The sequence below is a fragment of the Variovorax sp. MHTC-1 genome (assembly GCF_003984645.1).
In the GTDB taxonomy this organism is placed as follows: Bacteria; Pseudomonadota; Gammaproteobacteria; order Burkholderiales; family Burkholderiaceae_C; genus Variovorax.
Window position 1 is genome coordinate 138,478 of sequence record NZ_RWKI01000003.1, and the last position, 18,795, is coordinate 157,272.

An 18,795-nucleotide genomic window follows, 5' to 3' on the forward strand; every position below is an offset into this window, starting at 1 on the left:
TTCTTGCTCGCTTCGCGTAGCCGAATCCCCCCTCAAGGGGGCAATACCAGCGGCCCGGCAAAGCCGGTTCCGCGGTATTCCTGGAAGGAATCTTTTGTATGCCCGTAGCGTCCATCCCACTCGAGCGCAGCCCTGCTGTGCAGTATCTGCTGCGCATCGCCGACACCTGCCTGATCCTGGCCCAGCGCCTGGGCGAGTGGTGCGGCCACGCGCCGGCGCTCGAAGAAGACATCGCCATGACCAACATGGCGCTCGACCTCGTGGGCCAGGCGCGAGCGCTGTTCACACGCGCCGGCCAGATCGAGGGCCGCCGCGCGCACGACGAGGACCAGCTCGCCTTCCTGCGCGACGAGCGCGACTACTTCAATGCCACGCTGGTCGAGCTTCCGCGCGGCGATTTCGCCTTCAGCGTGCTGCGCAATGCGATGGTCGCGACGCTGCTCAAGCTGTTGTGGGAGCGCCTGGCCTCGTCGAACGACGGGGAGGTCGCCGCCATCGCCGGCAAGGCGATCAAGGAAGCGCGCTACCACCAGCAGCATTCGGCCGACTGGGTGGTGCGCCTGGGCGATGGCACGGACGAATCCCACGCGCGCATTGACGCCGCGCTGAAGGAGCTGTGGCGCTTCGTGCCCGAGCTGTTCGCCTCGGACGCCGTGGACGAAGAGGCCAGCGCCAGCGGCCTGGGCCCGGCGTGGGCCGTGTTGCGCGAAGCCTGGCTCGCGGAGATGGGCGCCGTGCTCGACGAGGCCTTGCTCGCGCCGCCGGCCGAGTCGGCCTTCCTGAGCACCGGCAAGCACGGCGTGCACAGCGAGCACATGGGCTACATCCTGGCCGAGATGCAGCATCTGCAGCGTACTTATCCGGGAGGCGTATGGTGAATATTGCTCTCCCCCCAGGCTCCGCGCACTTCGTGTCGCTTCGCCAACCCCCCTCACCGGGGGGCGAGGCGGCCGCTTCGGGCGTCCGTGCGCGGCGGCTCTCCCGCGAAGAGCGCGTTGCACGGATCGAGTTCGCTTGGCAGGTGCTCGGCACCGTGCTCGACCCCGAAGTGCCGGCCCTGTCGGTGCGCGACCTCGGCATCGTTCGCGACGTGATCGAGCGTGGCGACGCACTCGAGATCGTGCTGACGCCGACCTACTCCGGCTGCCCCGCCACCGAAGTGATCGAGCGCGACGTGCTCGAAGCCATCGAGAAGGCAGGCCTCGGCCCGGCCCGTGTCGCGCTGCAGCGCGCGCCGGCCTGGACCACCGACTGGATCAGCGCCGAAGGCCGGCGCAAGCTGGCCGAGTACGGCATTGCTCCGCCCGGACCGGCGGGGCCGGGCGATGCCGTCCCAATCCGCATCGTCGGCCGCAGGGCGGATGCAGCGCTTGCCTGCCCCCGCTGCGGCAGCAAGAACACCGAGCGCCTCTCGGCTTTCGGCGCCACCGCCTGCAAATCGCTCTACCGCTGCGTGGCTTGCCGCGAACCGTTCGAACACTTCAAGGCTCTATGAGCGTCATCTTCCACCCCCTGCGAGTGCGCAGGATCGAGCCCGACACCTCCGAGGCCGTGATCATCTCCTTCGACGTGCCGGAAGAATTGCGCGAGGTCTTCGGTTTCACGCAGGGCCAGTACCTCACGCTGCGCAAGGAAATCGACGGCCAGGACCTGCGGCGCTCCTATTCGATCTGCGCCGGCGTCGACGACGGCGAGCTGCGCGTGGGCGTGCGCAAGGTGCAGGGCGGCACCTTCTCCAACTGGATCAACAGCGCGCTGCAGCCGGGCGACACGCTGCAGGTGATGGCGCCGGAGGGGCGCTTCTTCGTGCCGATCGAGCCGGAGGCGCACCGCCACCATGTGGGCATCGCGGGCGGCAGCGGCATCACGCCCATCCTTTCGATCATGAAGACCGTGCTGGCGCGCGAGCCCTTCGCCCGCTTCACGCTGATCTACGGCAACCGGTCGCTCAAGTCCACGATGTTCAAGGAAGAGATCGAGGACCTCAAGAACCGCTACATGACGCGGCTCGCGCTGCAGCACGTGTTCTCCGACGAGCACACCGACGTGCCGATCAACATGGGCGTGATGAACCGCGAGAAGATCGCCGAGTTCCTCGAAGGCCTGGTGCCCGCCGGGCAGATCGACCACGTCTACATCTGCGGGCCTTTCCAGATGAACGACGAGGCCGAGGCGGCACTGCTGGCGGCCGGCGTGCCGGAGGAGCGCATCCATATCGAGCGCTTCGGCATCGCCCAGCCCGCCGGCCCGGTCGGCGCCGTGGTGCACGAGGCCTTGCCCGGCGATGCCGAGCAGGCGCGCATCACCATCGTGCGCGACGGCGTCAGCCGAGAGATCCCGTTTACCAAGGGCCAGCCGAGCATCCTCGACGCCGCTTCTTCGGCGGGTCTGGAGGTGCCGTATTCCTGCACTTCGGGCGTGTGCGGCACCTGCCGCGCCAAGCTGCTGGAAGGGGAAGTGCGGATGGAGCGCAACTTCGCGCTCGACAAGAATGAGGTGGCGGGCGGCTTCATCTTGACCTGCCAGGCGCATCCCTTGACCGAGCGCGTGGTGTTGTCCTTCGACGAGCGCTGAAGCCGCTGCTACTTTTCAACCAACGGAGACTTTCATGAAAACATTCACCCGGCTCGCAGGGGCGCTCCTGTGCGCGACGGCCTTTGCCGCGCAGGCCGACGTCAACGTCGGCGTCACGCTGTCGGCGACCGGCCCGGCCGCGTCCCTCGGCATCCCCGAGAAGAACACCATCGCCCTGATGCCCAAGACCATCGGCGGCCAGAAGATCAACTACATCGTGCTCGACGACGCCTCCGACACCACCGCGGCGGTGTCGAACACGCGCAAGCTGATCAGCGAGAACAAGGTCGACATCGTGATCGGCTCGACCGTCACGCCCAACTCGCTGGCCATGATCGACGTGGTCGCCGAGGAAAAGGTGCCGATGATCTCGATGGCGGCCTCGGCGCGCATCGTCGAGCCCGTGGACGAGAAGCGCAAGTGGGTCTTCAAGACGCCGCAGAACGACATCATGATGTCGCTCGCCATCGCCGAGCACATGGCGGCCAACGGCGTCAAGACGGTCGGCTTCATCGGCTTTTCCGACGCCTACGGCGAAGGCTGGTTCCAGGAGTTCAGCAAGGCCGCCGCGCTCAAGAAGCTGCAGGTAACCGCGAACGAGCGCTATGCGCGCAGCGACACCTCCGTCACGGGCCAGACGCTGAAGCTGATCTCCGCCAAGCCCGATGCGGTGCTGATCGCCGGCTCCGGCACGCCGGCCGCGCTGCCGCAGAAAACGCTCAAGGAGCGGGGCTACACCGGCAAGATCTACCAGACCCACGGCGTCGCGAACGCCGACTTCCTGCGCGTCGGCGGCAAGGACGTCGAAGGCACGCTGCTGCCCTCCGGCCCGATGCTGGTGGCGTCGCAGCTGCCCGACTCGCATCCGCTGAAGAAGTCGGCGCTGGCCTACGTCAACGCCTACGAGGCGGCCCACGGCAAGGGCAGCGCCTCGACCTTCGGCGGCCATGCCTGGGATGCGGGCCTGCTCATGACCGCCGCCATTCCGGTGGCGCTCAAAAAGGCCCAGCCCGGCACGCCGGCCTTCCGCGCCGCCCTGCGCGATGCGCTCGAATCGGTGAAGGACGTTCCCGGCGCCCATGGCATCTTCACCATGTCGCCCACGGACCACCTGGGTCTGGACCAGCGTGCTCGCGTGATGGTCAAGATCGAGAAGGGCGCCTGGAAGTACCAGCCCCAAGACTGAAATCAAGCTCACCCCAGGCTCCCCCACTTCGTGTGGTCCGCCAACCCCTCTCTGGGGGCAACACCAGCGGCCCGGCAGAGCCGGTTCCGCGGTGTTCCCCGACTCGCGTGCACGCTTCATGCGTCATAGGTTGTGCGAAGCGTGGTGGAGCCGCTGAGTTGAGCATCTCCAACCGACAGGCGTGGCCGCGCCGGAGGAACTGATGGACATGCAAATCGCCCTGATACTGGGGCAGGACGGTATCGTGAACGGGGCGATCTACGGGCTCATGGCGCTGGCGCTGGTGCTGGTGTTTTCGGTCACCCGCGTCATCTTCATTCCCCAGGGCGAGTTCGTCGCCTTCAGCGCCTTGTCCGTGGTGGCTTTGCAGGCCGGCCGCGTGCCGGCCACGCTGTGGCTGCTGGTGGCGCTGGCCGTGGCCGCGCTGGCGGTGGAGCTGTGGCGATGGAAGCGAGGCGTCGCGGTCGACTGGGCTTCGACCATCGCCTGGTGCGTGGTGCTGCCGGCGGTGGCCTGCGCGCTGGTGCTGCTGCTGCGCCCGGAATCGCTGGTGATGCAGACGCTGACGGCGCTCGCGGTGATCGTGCCGCTCGGCCCGCTGCTCTATCGGTTGGCCTACCGGCCGCTGGCCGATGCCACCGTGCTCACGCTCCTGATCGTCTCGGTGGCGCTGCATGGCGTGCTGGTCGGCCTGGGCCTGCTCTTCTTCGGCGCCGAGGGTTCGCGTACGCCGGCCTTCTCGGACCTGCGGCTCGACCTGGGCGGCGTGGCGTTGACGGGCCAGTCGCTGGTCGTGGTGGCGGTCACCGCCGCGCTGGTGGTGCTGATGTTCCTGTTCTTCGAGCGCTCGATCGTCGGCAAGGCGCTGCGCGCCACTGCGATCAACCGCGTCGGCGCGCGGCTGATGGGCATTCCGACCGGCCTCTCGGGTGACCTGAGCTTCGCGCTGGCGGCGGCGATCGGCGCGATCTCGGGGCTCCTGATCGCGCCGCTCACCACCATCTACTACGACACCGGCTTCCTGATCGGCCTCAAGGGCTTCGTGGCTGCCATCGTCGGCGGCCTGGCCAGCTATCCACTGGCACTGGTGGGGGCGCTGATCGTCGGCCAGCTCGAAGCTTTCTCCTCCTTCTGGGCCAGCGCGTTCAAGGAGGTCTTCGTATTCACGCTGATCATCCCTGTGCTCTGGTGGCGCTCGCTGAGCAGCCGCCATGTGGAGGACGAGGAATGAGCGCCGCCCGGCCGCCCGAAGGCGCTCGCCCCCTCCTTCAGGAGGGGGTGCGCGAAGTACACGAAGCGACGAGCCTGGGGGAGGCTACCCAATGAACCGCAGGCACCTGACGCTGGCCTTCGTCGTCGCGCTCGCGGCGCTGTGGGGCTTGTTGCCGGACTTCTCGGTCACCGTGCTCAGCTACATCGGCCTCTACGCGCTGGTCGCCGCCGGTCTGGTAATGCTGACCGGCGTAGGCGGCATGACATCCTTCGGCCAGGCCGCCTTCGTCGGCGCCGGTGCCTACGCGACCGCCTGGGTCTGCACCTCGCCGATGGTGGCCGCCGCGATCGGCACGGTGGTGAATCCCGCGCTGCTGCCGTGGATCGGGCTCTTGTTCGGCATCGTCGTGACCTTCGTCGTGGCCTGGGGATTGGGCGCGGTCACGCTGCGGCTCTCGGGCCACTACCTGCCGCTGTGCACCATCGCCTGGGGCCTGAGCTTCTATTTCCTGTTCGGCAACCTCGACTTCCTCGGCGGCCACACGGGTGTGGCCGGCGTGCCGCCGATCGTGGTGGCCGGCATGTCCCTCGCGTCGCCGCGCTCGCTGGGCCTGGTGATCTGGGGCGTGCTGCTGCTCGCGCTGTGGGCGCTGCACAACCTGCTGGATTCGCGCGAGGGCCGCGCCATCCGCGCGCTGAAGGGCGGCCGCGTGATGGCCGAGTCGATGGGCGTGGACACCGGGCGCTACCGCATCAAGGTCTTCGTGCTGGCAGCGCTGCTGGCGGCCGTGTCGGGCTGGCTCTATGCGCACATGCAGCGTTTCATCAATCCGACGCCCTTCAACCTCAACATCGGCATCGAGTACCTCTTCATGGCGGTGGTCGGCGGCGCCGGCCATCTGTGGGGCGCGGTGCTCGGCGCTGCGCTGATCACCTTGCTCAAGGAGCAGCTGCAGGACATCCTGCCGCGCCTGCTGGGCTCCAGCGGCAACTTCGAGGTGATCGTGTTCGGGCTCCTGATGCTGGTGGTGCTGCAGCGCTTTGCCGACGGCCTGTGGCCGACCGTGGCGCGCCTCGGCGGCCGCTTTCTGAAGCCGGTGAAGGCGCGCGCTCCGCGCCAGACCCTCACGCTGCCGGAGGCGGCCCTGCCGCCGCGCGGGCAGATCGTTCTGCAGGCGGACGCCGTGACCAAGCGCTTCGGCGGCCTGGTCGCCAACGACGCGGTCAGCATGGACGTGAAGGCGGGCGAGATCCATGCGCTGATCGGCCCCAACGGCGCGGGCAAGAGCACCTTCTTCAACATGATCTCTGGCGTGGACGATCCCAGCTCGGGCGAGGTGCGGCTGATGGGCCGGCCGATGACCGGCCAGCCCTCGCGCGCCTTCGCCGCGCTCGGCCTGGGCCGGACCTTCCAGCATGTGCGCCTGCTGGGGCAGCGCCGCGTGATCGAGAACGTCGCGCTCGGCGCGCACCGCCGCGGGCGGCGCGGATGGATCGCCTCGATGCTGCGGCTCGACCGCGCGGAAGAGGCCGCATTGCTCGCGCAGGCGCGGCGCCAGCTCGAACGCTGCGGGCTCGGCGAGTTCGCGGAAGTGCCGGCGGGCTCGCTGGCGCTGGGGCAACAGCGCGTGATCGAGATCGCACGTGCTTTGGCGGGCCATCCGGCGGTGCTGCTGCTCGACGAGCCGGCCGCCGGACTGCGCCACCTGGAAAAACGCGCGCTCGCCACCCTGCTCGATCAGTTGCGTGCCGAGGGGCTGGCGATCCTGGTGGTGGAGCACGACATGGAGTTCGTCATGAATCTGGCCGATCGCGTGACCGTGCTGGAGTTCGGCTCCGTCATCGCGCGCGGAACGCCGCTCGAAGTGCAGGCCGATCCGAAGGTGCTGGATGCCTACCTCGGCGGCGTCGACGAGCCGGCCGAAGCAGGCCGCTTGGTGGAGCAGTCCGCATGAGCAAGCCCTTGCTGCAACTCGAAGACTTCTGCGTCTCCTACGGCGCGGTGGAAGCGGTGCACCACATCGACCTGCGCGTCGATGCGGGCGAGATCGTCACGGTGATCGGGCCCAACGGCGCGGGCAAGACCACGCTGCTGTGCGCCGCGATGGGTCTATTGCCTTCGCGCGGCGGCGTGCTGCTCGACGGCGAGCGCATGGCGCGCACCAGTGTCGAAGCGATGGTGGCGCGCGGCGTCGGGCTGGTGCCGGAAAAGCGCGAGCTCTTCGGCGAGATGTCGGTCGAGGACAACCTGCTCCTGGGCGGCTTCTCGCGCTGGTGGCGCGGCGAGCGCGACCAGCGCCAGCGCATGACGGAGGTCTTCGCCATCTTCCCGCGCCTGCAGGAGCGCCGCGCGCAGCTCGCGTCCACCCTGTCCGGCGGCGAGCGGCAGATGCTCGCGATCGGCCGGGCGCTGATGGCGCGGCCGCGCCTCCTGATGCTCGACGAGCCCTCGCTCGGCCTCGCGCCGCTGATCGTGCGCGAGGTGCTGCACGTGGTGTCCTCGCTGCGCCAGCATGGCGTCTCGGTGCTGCTGGTGGAGCAGAACGCGCGCGCCGCGCTGCAGGTGGCGGACCGCGCCTACGTGCTCGAGATGGGCGCCGTCGCGCTGCAGGGGCCGGCCAAGGAGCTGCTGCACGACCGCCGTATCATCGACACCTACCTGGGGCTGGGCGCGCGTACCGAAGCCTAGGCCGGCAGCGCTTCGCAACTCGCAAGCCGAGAAAACCTGATCACTTCGGCCGCTTGAAGCTCCACCACGGCAGCAGGGCGTTCAGCGACTGCACCTCGCCGCTGCCGGCGCTTTCGTAGCCCGCGAGCGTGCCGAGGCGATGCTGCCACGCGGCGCCGCGCAGCAGCGCGAGCAGGGCCAGGATCGCGGGCTGGTCGAGCGCCGACTTCAGGCAGGCCAGGTGGTAGCGCTCGTGAACCAGCGGCACGAAGCCCAGCCCTGCGTTGTGCGCGGCGGATTCGATCCCCAGTCCTGCATCGGCCTGGCCGGCCGCCACCGCGTGCGCGACGGCGGCGTGCGAGGGTTCGCAGAGCGCGTAGCCTTCGAGCGCGCCGGCGTCGATTTGCTGTTCCTCGAGCAGTTCGTCGAAGAGTACCCGTGTGCCGGTGCCGAGCGCGCGGTTCACGTAGCGAACGCGCCGGCTCGCGGCATCGGCCAGGCCGCGCAAGCCCAGTGGATTGCCGGGCGCGACGATCAACCCCTGCGTGCGGCGGGCAAAGCCGATGATCTTGTGCAGTCCGGGCTTGAGCAGCGGCTTGTAGGTGCGCTGCGCCAGCGAGCCGCGCGGCGGGCGCTCCCGCGTGTGGAAGCCCGCCATCACGCAGCGGCCCTGGTTGAGCGCGCCGATCGCGTCCACGCTGCCGGTGAAGCGGATGTCGAGTTGCAGGTGCGCGCTCTCGGCTGCGTGCGCGCGCAGCAGCACCAGCGCATCGTCATGGCTCGCATGCAGGCTCAACACGTGGATGCTGTCGTCGAAGGCGAGCGCGAAGGCGCGTTCGAGATCGGCATGCAGCGCCTCGATCTGCGGCGCGAGCCGAGCCTGCGCCTGGCGCTCGGCCCACAGGAGCTTGTCGCCGAACTCGGAGAGCTGCGCCGAGCGGCCCTGCTCGCCGGTCACCAGCGGATGGCCCAGGGTCTGCTCCCAGCGCTTGAGCTCGCCCCACACATGCCGGTACGAAAGCCCCAGCACCCGTGACGCGGCAGAAATGGAGCCGTGCTCGCGCACTGCGTGCAGCAGCTCCATGAGCGGATTGCGAATCAGCGTCCGGCCGTTGCGGCGCGGTGCGATGGCGTAGGAGAGTTCGATCTGTTGCACGCGGGAAAAAGGGAAGGCGGGATGCCGCGAAGGATTATGCAGAGGCCGACCCCAACCTATGCAGGCGATTGCATAAGCAGGCTTCCCGCATTTGCCCATACTGCGCCGGCTTCCGATTCCAACCTTTGCATGAACACCTTCACCGACAGCGCCGTCGCGGCCTGGCACCTCGTCGTCTCGGGCGATCCGGCGCTGCTCGCCATCGTCGGCCGTTCGCTGGCCGTCAGCGCCAGCGCCTGCGCGCTGGCCTGCGGCTTCGGCCTGCTGCTGGGCGCCTGGCTCGCGGTGGCCCGCTTCGCCGGCCGCGGCCTGCTGCTCACGCTGCTCAACACGCTGCTGGCGCTGCCCTCGGTGGTGGTGGGGCTGGTGATCTACCTGCTGCTCTCGCGCTCGGGGCCGCTGGGCTTCCTGGGCTGGCTGTTCTCCTTCAAGGCCATGGTGCTGGCGCAGACGCTGCTGGTGCTGCCGGTGGTCACCGCCCTGACGCGGCAGACCATCGAGGATGCCGACCGCGCGCATGGCGAGCAGCTGCGCTCGCTCGGCGCCGGCGGGCTGGTGCGCGCGCTGCTGCTGGTGTGGGACGAGCGCTATGCGCTGATCACGGTGCTGATCGCCGCCTTCGGCCGTGCCGTGTCCGAGGTCGGCGCGGTGATGATCGTCGGCGGCAACATCGACGGCTTCACGCGGGTGATGACCACCGCGATCGCGCTCGAAACCAGCAAAGGCGACCTGCCGCTCGCGCTCGCGCTCGGGCTGGTGCTGCTGGGCGTGGTGCTGCTGCTCAACCTCGCAATCTCGGCCGTGCGCGGCTGGCGCGAGCGCGTCGACGGCGGCGCGGCCGACGCGGCTGCGGCGCGGCGGGTGGAGGTGCTGTCGTGAGCGAGGCGCTCTTCAGCCTGCACGAGATCGACGTGCGCTACGGCCGCGTGCCGGCGCTGGTCGACGCCACGCTGTCGATCCATGCCGGCGAGCGCGTCGCGCTGATCGGCGCCAACGGCAGCGGCAAGAGCACGCTGCTGCGCGTGCTGCACGGCCTGGTGCCGCATGCGTCCGGCGCCTTCGTGGGGTCGGTGCCGCTGCGCGCGCAGGCCATGCTGTTCCAGCGGCCGCACATGCTGCGCATGAGCGTGCGCAACAACGTCGCGCTCGCGCTTTGGCTGCACGGCGCGCGGTGGCGCAGCGCGCAGCGCGAGGCCACGGCGGCGCTCGGGCGCGTCGGCCTCGAGGCGCTGGCCGGCCGCAACGCGCGCACGCTGTCGGGCGGCCAGCAGCAGCGCCTGGCGCTGGCGCGCGCCTGGGCGCTGAAGCCGGCCGTGCTGCTGCTCGACGAACCCACCGCGAGCCTGGACCCGACCGCCAAGCGCGAGGTCGAAACCCTGATCGCCGATGCGGCGCACGGCCGCACGCTGGTGTTCGCGAGCCACAACCTCGGGCAAGTCAAGCGGCTCGCGAGCCGCGTCGTCTATCTGGAGCGCGGCCGGGTGCTCGCCGACCTGCCGGTCGACGATTTCTTCAAGGGGCCTCTTCCCGAAGAGGCCCGCATGTTCGTCAAGGGAGAACTGGCATGAAGTCATTCAGGTTCGTGGCGCTCGCGATCGTCCTCGCGGCCGGCGGGTTCTCGGCGAATGCCGAGACCATCACCATGGCCTCCACGACCTCGACCGAGCAGTCGGGCCTGTTCTCGCATCTGCTGCCTGCCTTCAAGCAGGCCAGCAGCATCGACGTCAAGGTGGTGGCGGTCGGCACGGGCCAGGCGATCGACATGGCCAGGCGCGGCGATGCCGACGTGCTCTTCGTGCACGACGCGGCAGCCGAGGAGAAGTTCGTCGCCGAGGGCTTCGCGGCCAGGCGCTTTCCCGTCATGTACAACGACTTCGTGCTGGTCGGGCCCAAGAACGACCCGGCCGCGGTGAAGGGCAAGGACATCGCCGCCGCGCTCAAGAAGATCGCCGCCCGCAACGCGGCCTTTGTCTCGCGCGGCGACAAGAGCGGCACCGATGCCGCCGAGCACCGGCTCTGGTCGCAGGCCGGGGTCGCCAAAGCGGGCCAGCCGGTGCCCAACGACAGGAAAGGCACCGGCTACAGGGAATGCGGCTGCGGCATGGGCCCGGCGCTCAACATCGCCGCCTCGAGCGGCGCCTACGTGCTGGCGGACCGCGGCACCTGGCTCAGCTTCAAGAACCGCGGCGACCTGGCGGTGCTGGTGGAAGGCGACAAGCGCCTCTTCAACCAGTACGGCGTGATGGTCGTGAGCCCGGCGAAGTTTCCGCATCTCAACGGCGCCGGCGCGCAGAAGTTCGTCGACTGGGTGATCTCGCCGGCCGGGCAATCGACCGTCGCGAGCTACAGGATCGGCGGCGAGCAACTGTTCTTTCCCAATGCGGGCAGCCAGTAGGCGCTCCGCCGCCAAGGTGGATTTTTCGCTTCAGGCTTCAGGACTGTGCGTTTCCGTCTTACAGCAATGGGGGCGCTCCGGCTCTAGCCTGCGACTTTCAATGTCGGGGAGGTATGGATGGTCACCATCGATGGGGAACACGTGCAGGCGGTCACCGGCAAGCTGATCACCTACAAGGTGGACTTGGACCCGGGTCCGGAGTCCACCTACTACACAGCCCGCGTGTTGCTGTCGGGTGCGACCTGGCACGAACTCGAAGGAGGAACGGTTACCGGACCCGAGCAGAATGCGCGCACGCCCCAGGTCTTGCAGGCCGTGTTCGCGCAAATCGATCGCCTGGATTTCGACGCGCTCAATCGCGTCTGAGGACGTGCGCTGATCCGCTCCGAAGCCTCAGCGATCCAGCGGCATGTAGAGACTCTCCTTGACCTCTTCCATCACGACGTAGCTGTGCGATTCGGCGGTGACCGGCAGCTTCTTCAGCAGGTCGCCCAGGAGGTTGCGGTAGTCGCTCATCGCGCGCAGGCGGGCCTTCACCAGGTAGTCGAAGCCACCCGACACCAGGTGGCATTCCATGACCTCGGGCACGTGCAGCAGCTCCTTCCTCACCTTGTCGAAGACGTCGGCCGACTTCGAGGACAGCGTGATCTCCACGAACACGAGCAGCGTCTTGCCGATCGCCTGCGGATCGATGCGCGCGTGGTAGCCGGTGATGACGCCTTCGCGCTCCATTCGCCTCACGCGCTCGGAGCAGGGCGAGGTCGAGAGGCCGATCTGCTCGGCCAGTTCGGTCATCGAGATGCGGCCCTGGCGCTGCAGGATGTCGAGAATCTTGCGGTCGGTGCGGTCGAGTTCGGTCATGGTCAGCAAAAAGCACTGAGATTGGTCGATATTTCAGTGAAGTTTATGGCAGATGAATGAATACGCTTGACACTTCTTTCGCAGTGAAGGTGTCTTGCCATGAAAGTGATCGTTCTGGGCGGTGGTGTCATCGGCGTCACGACCGCCTACTACCTGGCGCGTGCCGGCGCAGAAGTGACGCTGGTTGACCGTCAAAGCGGCCCCGCGGAGGAGACCAGCTTCGCCAACGCCGGCCAGGTGTCGCCCGGCTATTCCACGCCGTGGGCCGCGCCGGGCATTCCCTTCAAGGCGCTCAAGTGGATGTTCCAGAAGCACGCGCCGCTCTCGATCCGGCCCGACGGCAGCCTGTTCCAGCTGCGCTGGATGGCGGCGATGCTGAAGAACTGCGCGCCCGAGCGCTACGCGATCAACAAGGAACGCATGATGCGCGTGGCCGAGTACAGCCGCGACTGCCTGCGCGAGCTGCGCGCCGAGACCGGCATCCGCTACGAGCATCGCACCCAGGGCACGCTGCAGCTGTTCCGCACCCAGGCGCAGCTCGATGGCGTGCAGCGCGACGTGGCCGTGCTGCAGGAGTGCGGCGTGCCCTACCAGTTGCTCGATCGCAGCCAGTTGGCGACGGCCGAGCCGGCGCTGGCGCGCACGGGCGACCTGCTGGCCGGCGGCCTGCGACTGCCCAACGACGAGACCGGCGACTGCCACCTGTTCACGTGCGGACTGGCCGAGGTCGCGCGCGGGCTGGGCGTTGATTTCCGTTTCGACCAGAGCGTCGAAGGGCTCGCCACCGAAGGCGGCCGCATCACCGGCGTGCGCCTGGGCGGCCCGGGGCGCGAAGTGCTCGCGGCCGACCGCTACGTGCTCGCCTTCGGCAGCTATTCGCGCGACTTCGCAGCCGAGCTGGGCCTGGACATCCCGGTGTACCCGGTCAAGGGCTACTCGCTGACGGTGCCGCTCGTCGACCCCGCCGCTGCACCGCAATCCACCGTGCTCGACGAGACCTACAAGGTAGCGGTCACGCGCTTCGACGACCGCATCCGCGTCGGCGGCATGGCCGAGCTCGCTGGCTTCGACCTGCGCCTGAACCCACGCCGGCGCGAGACGCTGGAACGCGTCATCACCGACCTGTTCCCCTGCGGCGACCTGCCGCGCGCCACTTTTTGGACCGGCCTGCGGCCGATGACGCCCGACAGCACGCCGATCGTCGGCGCAACGCCGTATGCCAACTTGTTCCTCAACACGGGCCACGGCACGCTGGGCTGGACCATGGCCTGCGGCTCTGCCAAGGTGGTGGCCGACCAGGTGATGGGGCGGCGGCCCGATATCCGGACCGACGGCCTGGCGATGGACCGCTACCTGCAGCCCGCGCCGCACCGTTCCGTCGGCGCGTTGCCTAGCGGCGCCTCGGCCTAGGGCCACTCCATCCCGACCTCGCCATCGGCGTCATGAAGGCGAGGAGCGCATGGTCGCCAAGCTCAACGAGGGTCACGGCCAATCTCCAGAGCGGTAAGCTCAACGCCATCGACAAGAAGCTCTACGGCAGCGACCTGCCCGCGAACATGCGTGCTTGAATCATTCACAACCCGAAGAGGAATCCATGCGTCTCGTCATCGGTTCGGACCACGCCGGCGGGCTCCCGCCGACCTCTCCAGCTGCTACCTGGGCGCGCGCTTCCGCGGTGGAAGACGAGGACTTCCGGCGCCGCGTCGAGAAGCTTCAACAGATGGACGCCGAGACTTGAACCCCGAGCACGCCAAGCCCGAGGTCGTGGTGTTCGGCAGCCTCAACATGGACCTGGTGTTCCGTGTGCCGCGCGTGCCGGATGCTGGTGAAACCCTGCAGGCGCGTTCCTTCATGAGCAATCCGGGCGGCAAGGGTGCCAACCAGGCCGTGGCCTGCGTACGGCAGGGCGCCCGTGTCGCCATGGTCGGCCGCGTGGGCGACGACGCCTTCGGACTTGCGCTGAAGGCCTCGCTCGAAGCCGACGGCGTGGATGCTCGCCATGTGGCCACCGATGCAGCGTCGACCGGCGTGGCCTTGATCATGGTCGACGACGGCGCGCAGAACCGCATTGCGCTGAGTCCCGGCGCGAACGCGTCCGTCGGCACCGAAGACATCGGCCGGCTGCGCAGCGCTCTCGCGGCGGCGCGCATCGTGTCGCTGCAGCTCGAGGTGCCCATGCCGGCGGTGTGCGAGGCGGCGGCGATCGCGCATGCCGCCGGTTGCACGGTGGTGCTGAACCCGGCCCCCGCTCAGCCGCTACCCGACACGCTGTGGCCGCGGGTGAGCATCCTGGTGCTCAACGAAACCGAGGCCGCGATGCTGAGCGGCATGACCGTCTGCGACACGGCGAGTGCCGCCCGCGCGGCGGATGCCCTGCGACAGCGGGGTCCGGCGCAGGTCATCCTCACCATGGGCGGCGAAGGCGTCGTGATCGCCAACGCCGAGGGCTGCCGCCACTTCGCGGCCTTGACGGTCCAGGCGGTCGACACCACGGCGGCCGGCGACACCTTCATCGGCGCGCTGTGTGCCGCGCTCGCGATGGAAGAGTCCGTCGATGCCGGCATCGCGCTCGGCATCCAGGCCGCGGCGCTCAGCGTGACGAAGGCGGGCGCGCAGGTCTCGATGCCCTATCGGCAGGACCTCGCGGCGCTGCCCGCGGTGCGGCAGCCGAGCCCGGTGGCGCCGCGCTGAGGCGGCTCAGGCCGCGGCCCGTCGATCAGCTTGACCCGGCAGATCTCCGAGCCCGGGTGCTGACCGAAGGCGCGGGCGTTGCGAGCCGCGCCGGCTTGCCCATCGAATCCTCGAGGAATTGCAGCAGCGCCTGCACCCGCGCCGTGCGGCCGCGGCGCGTGGGAACGAGCGCCAGCACCGGCGCGCTGTCGAGGCGCCAGTCGACCATCACCCGCACCAGGGCGCCGCGCGCGACTGCCTCGGCCGCGTCCCATTCCGAGCGCAGCACCAGGCCCAGGCCCTGCTCGGCCCACTCGCGCGCAACCGTGCCGTCGTTGGTGGTGAAGGCCGGCACGATGCGCACCGTCTCGCGCACCTTGCGCGATCGCGAAGCATCGGCGCTCGGGCGATGGAAGTGCCACAGCGTCACGTCTTCGTCGTTTTCGCGAATGCTGATGCAGGCATGCGCCAGCAGCTCGCGCGGTTCGCTCGGCGCGCCGTTCCGGCGCAGGTAGTCGGGACTCGCGCACAGCCAGCGCTCATTGAAGGCGAGGGTGCGCGCGACCCAGGACGAATCGCGCACCGTGCCGATGTGTATCACCACGTCCGAATCGTGCCGGTCGGGCCAGGGCGTCTCTCGCAGGTCCAGTTGCAGGCGCAGGCCTGGATGCAAGCGCGAGAAGCGCGCGAGCATGGGCGCGATGCGCTGCCGTCCGTAGCCGAAGGGTGCCGCGATGCGCAGCGTGCCGGTGAGCTGGCGGTCATCCCGCTGGAAGGCCTGGGGCAGGGCGTCGAGCCTGGCGAGCAACTCGGCGGCCTCGCGCGCGAAGCGCTCGCCTTCGGGCGTCAGGCCCAGTCGGCGGGCCGTACGCACCGCCAGCGCCAGGCCGAGCGTGGCTTCCAGCTTGCGCAGGCGCATCGACAGCGCGGGCGGCGTGACGTTCAGGGCGCGAGCGGCGGCGCTCAGGGACGGCGCCTGCGCCAGGGCCGCGGCGAGTTGCAGGTCTTCGATGCGAATCATTCAGCCGAGCTTAACGATTGATGCAGCCAGCATAAACCACGATCGGGGCGTGACTTCCTACAGTAGAGCCCATCGCCTGCGCTCGAGGGCAAGGGCGAATTCCTCGATTGAGACCCACCATGACACCCACTTCCCACCCTCTCGCCATGCTCGACACGCCGTCGGCCATCGTCGACCTTGCGCGCATGCGGCACAACATCGAACGCATGCAGTCCCGCATGGATGCGCTCGGCAAGCGCCTGCGCCCACATGTGAAGACCACCAAGTGCACGTCGGTGGTCGGCGCCCAGATCGCGGCCGGCGCGCAGGGCATCACCGTGTCCACGCTCAAGGAGGCCGAGCAGTTCTTCGCCGACGGCGTGACCGACATCGTCTACGCCGTCGGCATGGCGCAGCATCGACTGCCGCAAGCGCTGGCGCTGCGGCGGCGCGGTTGCGACTTGAAGATCATCACCGACAGCCCGACGTCGGCGCGCCAGATCGCGGAGTTCGGGCGCGCGCAGGGCGAGGCCTTCGAGGTATGGATCGAGATCGATACCGACGGCCATCGCTCCGGCATGCGGCCCGGCGAGGCGGACCTGATCGAGGTGGGCCGGCTGCTTCACGAGGCCGGAATGCGGCTGGGCGGCGTGCTCACGCATGCCGGTTCCAGCTACGAGCTCGACACGCCCGCGGCGCTCGCGGCCCTGGCCGAGCAGGAGCGCGCCGGCTGCGTGCAGGCGGCGGAGCGGCTGCGCGCGGCGGGGCTGCCCTGCGCGGTGGTCAGTGTCGGTTCGACACCGACCGCGCTGTCGGCACAGGCACTGGACGGCGTGACCGAGGTGCGCGCCGGCGTCTACGTGTTCTTCGACCTGGTGATGCACAACACCGGCGTGTGCGCCATCGACGAGCTCGCGCTCAGCGTGCTCACCACCGTGATCGGCCATCAGCCCGAGAAGGGCTGGGCCATCGTCGATGCCGGTTGGATGGCAATGAGCCGCGACCGCGGCACGCAGAAGCAGAAACGCGACTGGGGCTACGGCCAGGTCTGCAGCGTCGACGGCGCGGTGCTGCCGGGCTACGTGCTGCAGGGCGCCAACCAGGAGCACGGCATCCTGGCGCGCGAGGACAAGGCTGACGCCGACATCGCGGCGCGCTTTCCGATCGGCACGCGGCTGCGCATCCTGCCCAACCATGCGTGCGCTACCGGGGCCCAGTTCCCCGAATACCACGCGCTGGACCGCGACGGCAGCGTCCACAGCTGGAGCCGCTTCCATGGCTGGTGAAAACACGGCGCGCTTCATCTCGCCGCAGCAGCTGTCCGCGCCCGGCGGCCACTATAGCCATGTGGCCGTTGCCAATGGCTTCGTCTTCGTCTCCGGCCAGTTGCCCATCACGGCCGAAGGCGTGCGGCTCACGGACGCACCCTTCGAGCAGCAGGCGCTGCAGGTGCTTGCCAACATCGAGGCGGCACTGGCCGCGTCCGGCAGCGGCATCGACCGATTGGTGCAGGTGCGCGTCTACGTGGTCGACATCGCGCACTGGCCGGCCTTCAACGCGATCTATGCGGCATGGGCCGGCGATGCGCGGCCGGCGAGGGCCGTTGTGCCGACCGGCCCGCTGCACCATGGGCTGCTGGTCGAGATGGAGGCGGTGGCGCTGGCTTAGCCACGCGCCTCCAGCAGCTTCACCAAGGTGTGCAGCACGCGGTTGGCCGGTGTCGCGATGCCCAGCGCTTCGCCCTTGCGCAGCACGTAGCCGTTGAGGTGGTCGATCTCGCTGCGTTTGCCGCGCGCCAAGTCTTGCGCGGTGGAGGAGAACTGCGTGGGCATGCTCTGCGCGATGCGATCGACGGCGGCCCAGCTGTCGCCGGGCACGGTCACGCCGCTGGCCTCGGCCACGGCCAGGCACTCCTGCACCACATCCCGCATCACGGCGTCCACGCCGACGCCCTGCACGAGCCGGCCGTAAGGCAGCTGTGAAATCGCCGACAGTGCGTTGTAGGCGCAGTTGAGGATCAGCTTGGCCCACAGCGCGCCTGCCACGTTGTCGGAGATCTGCGTCGGCACGCCGGCCTCGATGAAGAGGCGCGCGGCCTCATCGCTGCGGGGCGACGGCGCGATGACCAGCTCGCCGCGGCCGTGGTGCCTGACATGGCCCGGTCCCGCCATCTCGGTCGCGACATACACCACCGTCGCAGCGACCTGCTGGCGCAGTGCGTCCTGCAGCCGCTCGGCGTTGTCGACGCCGTTCTGCAGCGTGAGCACCAGCGCGTCCGGCATCAGGTGCGGGCCCATCTGCGCCGCAGCATCTTCGGTGTCGGTGGACTTGACGCAGAACAGCACCAGCTGCGCGCCCTGCACGGCGCTGACTTCCGTGCTGGCCTCGATCGGCACGTGCGCCTTGAAGGACTGCGTATCGAGCAGCAGGCCGTCGCGCCGGATCGCATCGACGTGCTGCGGCCTGCCGATCAGCACCACCGAATGGCCGGCGCGCGCCAGCATGCCGCCGTAGTAGCAACCCACCGCACCTGCACCCATCACCGCGATCTTCATGACCTGCTCCGCAAAAATCCTCTCTGCATGGTAGTGCCGTTGCGCACATGACCTCCCACGTCATCGACCCGCGGTGCGCTCGCGACGACCATTCGTTCACCCCGCGCCGTTGCGGGCCTTGAACAGAAAGGAAATGCCATGAACACCGCCGCCCCCGATGCCGCGCGCATTGCCGAGCACTACATCGCCGTCTGGAACGAAACCGATGCCGAGCGCCGCCTTGCGCTGATCGAAAGTCATTGGACCGCCGACGCGCGCTACGTCGACCCGATCATGCAAGGCAGCGGCCGCGCGCAGATCAGCGCGCTAGTCGGCGACGTGCACCAGCGCTATCCGGGCTTCCGCTTCAAGCTCAAAGGCCAGGCCGATGCGCATGGCGACCACCTGCGCTTCTCGTGGACGCTGGGTCCGAGCGGCGCCGAGGACCTGATCGAAGGCACCGACTTCGTCCAGCTCGACGCGGGCAAGCTGCGGTCGGTCACGGGCTTCCTGGACAAGGTGCCGGTCGGCGCCTGAGG

Annotated in this window: 21 protein-coding genes; 17 read left to right on the plus strand and 4 right to left on the minus strand. The window is 69.0% G+C overall.

From position 1 onward, the window contains the following. Window positions 1-98 precede the first annotated feature (98 nt). From paaC to EJI01_RS06395, 7 genes are all read left to right on the plus strand, one after another. Window positions 99-878, plus strand: a complete 780-nt coding sequence (gene paaC, locus EJI01_RS06365) for a 1,2-phenylacetyl-CoA epoxidase subunit PaaC (RefSeq protein ID WP_126836285.1) — start codon at window positions 99-101, stop codon at window positions 876-878. Beyond that, window positions 872-1,495 carry a 1,2-phenylacetyl-CoA epoxidase subunit PaaD gene (gene paaD, locus EJI01_RS06370; RefSeq protein ID WP_126836286.1) on the plus strand — a complete coding sequence of 208 codons (624 nt, stop codon included), beginning with the start codon at window positions 872-874 and terminating at the stop codon, window positions 1,493-1,495. The genes paaC and paaD overlap by 7 nt, the downstream gene beginning before the upstream one ends. Further along, entirely contained in the window at window positions 1,492-2,574 is a 1,083-nt protein-coding gene (paaE, locus tag EJI01_RS06375; protein WP_126836287.1) for a 1,2-phenylacetyl-CoA epoxidase subunit PaaE, read from the plus strand. Before paaD ends, paaE begins: the two co-directional genes overlap by 4 nt. Window positions 2,575-2,608: 34 nt before the next feature. Further along, window positions 2,609-3,760, plus strand: a complete 1,152-nt coding sequence (locus EJI01_RS06380; protein ID WP_126836288.1) for an ABC transporter substrate-binding protein — start codon at window positions 2,609-2,611, stop codon at window positions 3,758-3,760. Between the two features lie 202 nt (window positions 3,761-3,962). Further along, complete coding sequence (locus EJI01_RS06385; RefSeq protein ID WP_126836289.1) at window positions 3,963-4,991, plus strand: branched-chain amino acid ABC transporter permease; 1,029 nt, start codon at window positions 3,963-3,965, stop codon at window positions 4,989-4,991. 91 nt (window positions 4,992-5,082) lie between these two features. Then, on the plus strand, window positions 5,083-6,927 hold the full coding sequence (locus EJI01_RS06390; RefSeq protein ID WP_126836290.1) for an ABC transporter permease subunit: 1,845 nt from the start codon (window positions 5,083-5,085) through the stop codon (window positions 6,925-6,927). Beyond that, on the plus strand, window positions 6,924-7,661 hold the full coding sequence (locus EJI01_RS06395; RefSeq protein WP_126836291.1) for an ABC transporter ATP-binding protein: 738 nt from the start codon (window positions 6,924-6,926) through the stop codon (window positions 7,659-7,661). The genes EJI01_RS06390 and EJI01_RS06395 overlap by 4 nt, the downstream gene beginning before the upstream one ends. 40 nt (window positions 7,662-7,701) lie before the next feature. Here the strand turns inward: EJI01_RS06395 and EJI01_RS06400 are convergent, their stop codons facing one another. Further along, window positions 7,702-8,796, minus strand: a complete 1,095-nt coding sequence (locus tag EJI01_RS06400; protein WP_126836292.1) for a substrate-binding domain-containing protein — start codon at window positions 8,794-8,796, stop codon at window positions 7,702-7,704. A gap of 129 nt (window positions 8,797-8,925) precedes the next feature. Between EJI01_RS06400 and EJI01_RS06405 the strand changes: the two genes are divergently transcribed. From EJI01_RS06405 to EJI01_RS06420, 4 genes are all read left to right on the plus strand, one after another. Further along, window positions 8,926-9,675 (plus strand): ABC transporter permease, encoded by a 750-nt coding sequence (locus tag EJI01_RS06405; RefSeq protein WP_126836293.1) that lies wholly within the window; start codon window positions 8,926-8,928, stop codon window positions 9,673-9,675. Continuing rightward, window positions 9,672-10,364, plus strand: a complete 693-nt coding sequence (locus EJI01_RS06410) for a phosphate ABC transporter ATP-binding protein (protein ID WP_126836294.1) — start codon at window positions 9,672-9,674, stop codon at window positions 10,362-10,364. The genes EJI01_RS06405 and EJI01_RS06410 overlap by 4 nt, the downstream gene beginning before the upstream one ends. Continuing rightward, a complete protein-coding gene (locus EJI01_RS06415) occupies window positions 10,361-11,191 on the plus strand; it encodes a substrate-binding domain-containing protein (protein WP_126836295.1) in 831 nt (276 codons plus the stop codon). Before EJI01_RS06410 ends, EJI01_RS06415 begins: the two co-directional genes overlap by 4 nt. Window positions 11,192-11,308: 117 nt before the next feature. After that, on the plus strand, window positions 11,309-11,557 hold the full coding sequence (locus EJI01_RS06420; RefSeq protein ID WP_126836296.1) for a hypothetical protein: 249 nt from the start codon (window positions 11,309-11,311) through the stop codon (window positions 11,555-11,557). Between the two features lie 27 nt (window positions 11,558-11,584). On the opposite strand, the gene EJI01_RS06425 is transcribed toward EJI01_RS06420, so the two are convergent. Further along, on the minus strand, window positions 11,585-12,052 hold the full coding sequence (locus EJI01_RS06425) for a winged helix-turn-helix transcriptional regulator (RefSeq protein ID WP_126836297.1): 468 nt from the start codon (window positions 12,050-12,052) through the stop codon (window positions 11,585-11,587). Window positions 12,053-12,151: 99 nt separating this feature from the next. Here EJI01_RS06425 and EJI01_RS06430 point away from each other — a divergent pair, with 99 nt between their 5' ends. From EJI01_RS06430 to rbsK, 3 genes are all read left to right on the plus strand, one after another. Beyond that, window positions 12,152-13,462 (plus strand): D-amino acid dehydrogenase, encoded by a 1,311-nt coding sequence (locus EJI01_RS06430; RefSeq protein ID WP_126836298.1) that lies wholly within the window; start codon window positions 12,152-12,154, stop codon window positions 13,460-13,462. Between the two features lie 184 nt (window positions 13,463-13,646). Further along, window positions 13,647-13,790 carry a hypothetical protein gene (locus EJI01_RS28695; protein ID WP_185878843.1) on the plus strand — a complete coding sequence of 48 codons (144 nt, stop codon included), beginning with the start codon at window positions 13,647-13,649 and terminating at the stop codon, window positions 13,788-13,790. Beyond that, window positions 13,787-14,743, plus strand: coding sequence for a ribokinase (gene rbsK, locus EJI01_RS06435; protein WP_260602357.1), 957 nt, complete (start codon window positions 13,787-13,789; stop codon window positions 14,741-14,743). Before EJI01_RS28695 ends, rbsK begins: the two co-directional genes overlap by 4 nt. A gap of 25 nt (window positions 14,744-14,768) precedes the next feature. Here the strand turns inward: rbsK and EJI01_RS06440 are convergent, their stop codons facing one another. Then, complete coding sequence (locus EJI01_RS06440) at window positions 14,769-15,743, minus strand: LysR substrate-binding domain-containing protein (protein ID WP_126836299.1); 975 nt, start codon at window positions 15,741-15,743, stop codon at window positions 14,769-14,771. A 119-nt stretch (window positions 15,744-15,862) separates the two neighbouring features. Between EJI01_RS06440 and EJI01_RS06445 the strand changes: the two genes are divergently transcribed. Both EJI01_RS06445 and EJI01_RS06450 read left to right on the plus strand, forming a co-directional pair. Further along, a complete protein-coding gene (locus EJI01_RS06445) occupies window positions 15,863-17,008 on the plus strand; it encodes a DSD1 family PLP-dependent enzyme (RefSeq protein WP_126836300.1) in 1,146 nt (381 codons plus the stop codon). Next, the gene (locus EJI01_RS06450) at window positions 16,998-17,390 is read left to right on the plus strand and encodes a RidA family protein (RefSeq protein WP_126836301.1); all 393 of its coding nucleotides are present in this window, start codon (window positions 16,998-17,000) and stop codon (window positions 17,388-17,390) included. Before EJI01_RS06445 ends, EJI01_RS06450 begins: the two co-directional genes overlap by 11 nt. Here the strand turns inward: EJI01_RS06450 and EJI01_RS06455 are convergent. Further along, window positions 17,387-18,277, minus strand: coding sequence for a ketopantoate reductase family protein (locus EJI01_RS06455; RefSeq protein ID WP_126836302.1), 891 nt, complete (start codon window positions 18,275-18,277; stop codon window positions 17,387-17,389). The two genes, EJI01_RS06450 and EJI01_RS06455, sit on opposite strands and share 4 nt — an antisense overlap. A 138-nt stretch (window positions 18,278-18,415) precedes the next feature. On the opposite strand from EJI01_RS06455, the gene EJI01_RS06460 reads away from it, so the two are divergent. Next, on the plus strand, window positions 18,416-18,793 hold the full coding sequence (locus tag EJI01_RS06460) for a nuclear transport factor 2 family protein (protein WP_126836303.1): 378 nt from the start codon (window positions 18,416-18,418) through the stop codon (window positions 18,791-18,793). Window positions 18,794-18,795 lie beyond the last annotated feature (2 nt).

Excerpts from the sequence above, each read along its gene's own strand:
- paaC (WP_126836285.1), top strand. The coding sequence starts at position 99 with ATGCCCGTAGCGTCCATCCCACTCGAGCGCAGCCCTGCTGTGCAGTAT.
- paaD (WP_126836286.1), top strand. The coding sequence starts at position 872 with ATGGTGAATATTGCTCTCCCCCCAGGCTCCGCGCACTTCGTGTCGCTT.
- paaE (WP_126836287.1), top strand. The coding sequence starts at position 1,492 with ATGAGCGTCATCTTCCACCCCCTGCGAGTGCGCAGGATCGAGCCCGAC.
- EJI01_RS06380 (WP_126836288.1), top strand. The coding sequence starts at position 2,609 with ATGAAAACATTCACCCGGCTCGCAGGGGCGCTCCTGTGCGCGACGGCC.
- EJI01_RS06385 (WP_126836289.1), top strand. The coding sequence starts at position 3,963 with ATGGACATGCAAATCGCCCTGATACTGGGGCAGGACGGTATCGTGAAC.
- EJI01_RS06390 (WP_126836290.1), top strand. The coding sequence starts at position 5,083 with ATGAACCGCAGGCACCTGACGCTGGCCTTCGTCGTCGCGCTCGCGGCG.
- EJI01_RS06395 (WP_126836291.1), top strand. The coding sequence starts at position 6,924 with ATGAGCAAGCCCTTGCTGCAACTCGAAGACTTCTGCGTCTCCTACGGC.
- EJI01_RS06405 (WP_126836293.1), top strand. The coding sequence starts at position 8,926 with ATGAACACCTTCACCGACAGCGCCGTCGCGGCCTGGCACCTCGTCGTC.
- EJI01_RS06415 (WP_126836295.1), top strand. The coding sequence starts at position 10,361 with ATGAAGTCATTCAGGTTCGTGGCGCTCGCGATCGTCCTCGCGGCCGGC.
- EJI01_RS06420 (WP_126836296.1), top strand. The coding sequence starts at position 11,309 with ATGGTCACCATCGATGGGGAACACGTGCAGGCGGTCACCGGCAAGCTG.
- EJI01_RS06425 (WP_126836297.1), bottom strand. The coding sequence starts at position 12,052 with ATGACCGAACTCGACCGCACCGACCGCAAGATTCTCGACATCCTGCAG.
- EJI01_RS06430 (WP_126836298.1), top strand. The coding sequence starts at position 12,152 with ATGAAAGTGATCGTTCTGGGCGGTGGTGTCATCGGCGTCACGACCGCC.
- EJI01_RS28695 (WP_185878843.1), top strand. The coding sequence starts at position 13,647 with ATGCGTCTCGTCATCGGTTCGGACCACGCCGGCGGGCTCCCGCCGACC.
- EJI01_RS06440 (WP_126836299.1), bottom strand. The coding sequence starts at position 15,743 with ATGATTCGCATCGAAGACCTGCAACTCGCCGCGGCCCTGGCGCAGGCG.
- EJI01_RS06445 (WP_126836300.1), top strand. The coding sequence starts at position 15,863 with ATGACACCCACTTCCCACCCTCTCGCCATGCTCGACACGCCGTCGGCC.
- EJI01_RS06450 (WP_126836301.1), top strand. The coding sequence starts at position 16,998 with ATGGCTGGTGAAAACACGGCGCGCTTCATCTCGCCGCAGCAGCTGTCC.
- EJI01_RS06455 (WP_126836302.1), bottom strand. The coding sequence starts at position 18,277 with ATGAAGATCGCGGTGATGGGTGCAGGTGCGGTGGGTTGCTACTACGGC.
- EJI01_RS06460 (WP_126836303.1), top strand. The coding sequence starts at position 18,416 with ATGAACACCGCCGCCCCCGATGCCGCGCGCATTGCCGAGCACTACATC.